The organism is Deltaproteobacteria bacterium (assembly GCA_009930495.1).
Lineage (GTDB): Bacteria > Desulfobacterota > Desulfovibrionia > Desulfovibrionales > Desulfomicrobiaceae > Desulfomicrobium.
In genome coordinates this window covers 1-3839 of the sequence record RZYB01000213.1, presented here as the reverse complement: position 1 = coordinate 3839, position 3839 = coordinate 1, and the positions used below count along the sequence as shown (strand labels likewise).

The following is a 3839-nucleotide window of genomic DNA, read 5'->3' as shown; positions in this document are numbered from 1 at the left end:
TTGATTGTGTGTCGTTTTTTTCATGGAGAGACAGGATGGTAAAATACCAGGATATTATCGAGGCAAAGGAGTTGTTGGATCTGCCCGAGCGGGCGTCGATGGACGATATCAAGGCCCAATACAGAAAGCTCGTTGGATATTGGCACCCGGACCGGGGCAATGACGACGAGGCCGCTTGCAACGAGATGACGAGCCGCTTGAACGCGGCGTACAGGACGATTCTGTTGTACTGCGATCAGTACAGGTATTCTTTCGCGCGGGAAGAAATCGAACACTATTTGTCCGAGGAAGACTGGTGGACCGAGCGCTTTGGCAATGATCCGCTGTGGGGAAAGGCCGGTAAACCATGATGTCGAACCGGAGTCGGTCACCAAAACGGGCGGGATCAAACCCGCCCGTTTCGCGTGACGGAACCAAATATTCGCATTGAGCATGCGCGTGGGAACGAGGGACATTCAGGGCTGATTGTCATCATACGGGCCGATGCGAACCTGCCTTTTGCGCATACCCATGGAGGACGCCCGTGTTGCAAACCACCTACACAAAGGCCCGCGCCAATTTTTCCAGCCTGTGCGACGAGGTCACGGAGAATCAGGAAATCGTCGTCATCCGGCGCCGCAAGGGAAAGAGCGTGGCCATGATCGACGCGGCCGAGCTGCAAAGTCTGATCGAAATCCCGCATCTCATGCGTTCGTCCAAAAATGACGAACGCCTGCTGGCCGCCCTGGACCGGGCGCTCAAGGGCTGAGGCGAGGCGCCCGACCGTGCCCGCTCCAGGCCTAAGGGCCGCCTTGAGGAGCAATTCTATTTTTTGATCAAAGCTCAATTATTTTTGGAAGAACGGGAGGCTTGGCCGCAGAAGGGCGGCCTAGATGGCCGGATGGTCGAACGGCACATGATGAAGCGGCTTGTCCCGTTCGGATGCGGCCCCACCGTACCGGTCGCGTCAACCACAAACGAAGACGGGCGGGCCAAAAACCGTCGCGTGGAACTGGTAGCCCGATAACGCACCTTCAACGTCCTGGACGGATAAGAAAATGAAGCGCCACGGATTACCGCCATGGCGCTTTGTGGTTTCGGCCCGTTGATGGGCGGACCTCGATACTCTTCGGAAAAATATGAAAAAACCATGGTTGAAAACGTTTGGAGATGCGGTATAAAATGTCTTACAATACCAATCCCATCACATGGGAACCGAAATAACGGATGCATGCGGCCCACGCGTGCGCCACCGACGACAACGCATGGCGGTATTTATGCATTCAGGCCTCCGAAACATGTTTTTTCTGTGCGCCGTGATGTGCGTTCTTTTTTCCTGCACGCGCGACTCGGTCATCACGGTTGGATTTCTGGGACCGCTGGAAGGCAAATATTCGGACCTCGGGGTCCAGGGCCGCAATGGCGCGCAATTAGCCTTGGAAGAAGCCAATGCCCAAGGCGGGGTGCTCGGCTCCACTTTTCGCCTCGTGGCGCGGGATGACGGCAATACCCCTGAAGGGGCCCTGGCCGCGATGGAAAAACTTGCCCAGGCTCACGCGAAAGTGGTCATCGGGCCGATGATCAGCGCCATGGCCAAGCCTGCCCAGACCGTGGCCGAAATCAAAAACATTGTCTTGATTTCACCAACGGTCAGCACTCCGGACCTGACCGGTCAACGAGACAATTTCTTCCGGGTCGTGCCGGAAAACGTGCAGTGGGCGCAAGATCTCGCCCATCATGGCAAAGTCCATGAACAACTTTCCACCGCGGTCGTTCTCACGGATCTGGACAACGCAGCCTACTCCCAGCCGTTCATCCACGCCTTCACCCAAAGCTTTACCCAGCTCGGTGGAACCGTTCTCAAAAATCTGGAAATTCACTCCACCGCAATCCGTTCCTGGGACGCTGTGGCCACGGAAATCGCGGTGCTGCGCCCAGATGTTCTTGTTATTGGCATTTCCGCCCGTGACGCGGCCACGCTGGCAAAGACGTTTGTTTCCCGTGGAGAAAAACCCCACGTCTACTGTTCCATGTGGGCGGCCACACGCGAGCTCGCCGTGGACGGGGGAAACGCCGCCGCGGGCTGGATCTTCGGAACAGGCTATTCCGCGGACAACCGTAACCCCGCCTATCTGAGTTTCAAACACCGGTACGCACGCCGCTTCGGCTTTGAACCCAATTTCGCCGCGGCGCTGTCCTTTGAAGCGGCTCTCGCCTTTCTGGAAAGCTTCCGCCACGCTCGCGGGAATTTTGACGCCGTGCCAGAAGCCCTGGCCGGATTACAAAACGTTCAGGGCGTTATCAGCCCGTTCAGTCTGGACGAAAATGGGGATGTGCTGCGTGAATCCTATATTGTCACCTTTAACGGTTCAGAATTCCATACGCTGGCCACCGTCCATGACTGAGCAACTCCCCTCCGCCCTTGATCTGCTGCGCCGACATTTCCTGCTCGGGATACTTCTTCCCTGCGCCCTGCTCATTGTTGGCATGGGGATCTTCGTCGCCATTGAAGCCCAACATGGCCTGCGGCACCGCAACGAATTGCTGGCCGAAGCCTTGGCCCGGCATATCGAAATCTACCTCAACGACGCGCACGCATCATTGCGCCAGGTTGCGCTTCAGGAGCCAGCGCACGGCGCCGCAACATTCCAGGCCAAGCTGCAGGCCATGAAAGAGGCCATGACCAAATTCGAACGTGTTCTCTGGGTTGGCGCGGACAACAAAATCATTTTTTCCTATCCGGTGGGATTCGTGAACATCGACTTCCCAGCCCTCTTTCCTGACCGGGACGATACGCTCACGATTGTCTCCAGACCGATCTACTCTCAGGAAACCGAAAAACTGACCGTTCTCATGTCTGCGGAAACTCCGTCCCACGGTTTGTTGGTGAGCGAACTGAATCTGGACGCGCTGCTGCGGCACATCGCGAATTTTTCAGTCGGATTCAGACAAAGCCTCCTTGTGGTCACGGACGCATACGGCAACCTGGTTTCCCATCCGAACATGAAGCTGGTCCGTCAGCAAACCAACATCGGCGATTGGCCCATTCTTCGCGCCGCTGGCTCGACGTCGCGAATCACGGATTTTTATCAACGCGATGGCGTCTGGAACTATGAAACACTGGTCAAGGCCCCAACCCTGAATTGGATCATTGTCATGTCCACACCTGTGTGGACGCTTTTTTCCCGAACAATCATCGCGGTCATCGTCCTCGAATGCATCCTGCTTTTTTTCTGTGTGGCCCTTTTTGTCGCCGTGAGTCGAAACATCCAGCAACGCATCATTCATCCTCTGATTGCCTTTTCCCAACGCATGCCCGCCATGCTTGACGGGCACACGCCACCCGAAATCAAACCAGCCCAATTTCAGGAACTCCAAATCATCGAGCAGGAATTCGACACAGCCCGTGCGCTCATCCTGGACCGAGAATGCAAACTGCGCGTGTCCGAAGCCAACTACAGGGCCATTTTTGAAAATTCACTGGAAGGAATTTTTCAGTCCTCCCTGGACGGGCGTTTTTTGAACGTCAACCCGGCTCTGGCCCAGATTCTCGGATACGGCGACCCAAAAGATCTGATCGCGTCCGTCCACGACATCGGCCAGGATCTCTTTGTCGATCCGCTGCAACGAAAACACTACGTTGCGCGGTTGTTGCGCGACGGATTCGCGGAGGAAGCCGAATTGCGCTTCAAACGCCGCGATGGAAGCGAGCTCTGGATTTCCGAACGCGCCCGGATGGTGCGCGATGAATCGGGACAGCCACTCTACATCGAAGGCACGATCGTGGACGTGACTGCACGCAAAAAAGCCGAAAGCGAACTCGTCCAAGCCAAACAGGCGGCAGAGCAGGCCAACAGCGC

The 3839-nt window shown here is 56.3% G+C and carries 4 protein-coding genes; all 4 read left to right on the top strand.

The features are described 5' to 3' along the window. Positions 1-35: 35 nt before the first annotated feature. On the top strand, positions 36-350 hold the full coding sequence (locus EOL86_12665; GenBank protein ID NCD26428.1) for a J domain-containing protein: 315 nt from the start codon (positions 36-38) through the stop codon (positions 348-350). Positions 351-523: 173 nt separating this feature from the next. Then, positions 524-748, top strand: a complete 225-nt coding sequence (locus EOL86_12660) for a type II toxin-antitoxin system Phd/YefM family antitoxin (GenBank protein ID NCD26427.1) — start codon at positions 524-526, stop codon at positions 746-748. 439 nt (positions 749-1187) lie between these two features. Then, on the top strand, positions 1188-2384 hold the full coding sequence (locus EOL86_12655) for an ABC transporter substrate-binding protein (GenBank protein NCD26426.1): 1197 nt from the start codon (positions 1188-1190) through the stop codon (positions 2382-2384). Next, positions 2305-3839, top strand: a 1535-nt coding sequence (locus EOL86_12650; protein NCD26425.1) for a PAS domain S-box protein, incomplete at its 3' end; no start/stop codon positions are given. The genes EOL86_12655 and EOL86_12650, both read left to right, overlap by 80 nt.

Excerpts from the sequence above, each read along its gene's own strand:
- EOL86_12665 (NCD26428.1), top strand. The coding sequence starts at position 36 with ATGGTAAAATACCAGGATATTATCGAGGCAAAGGAGTTGTTGGATCTG.
- EOL86_12655 (NCD26426.1), top strand. The coding sequence starts at position 1,188 with ATGGGAACCGAAATAACGGATGCATGCGGCCCACGCGTGCGCCACCGA.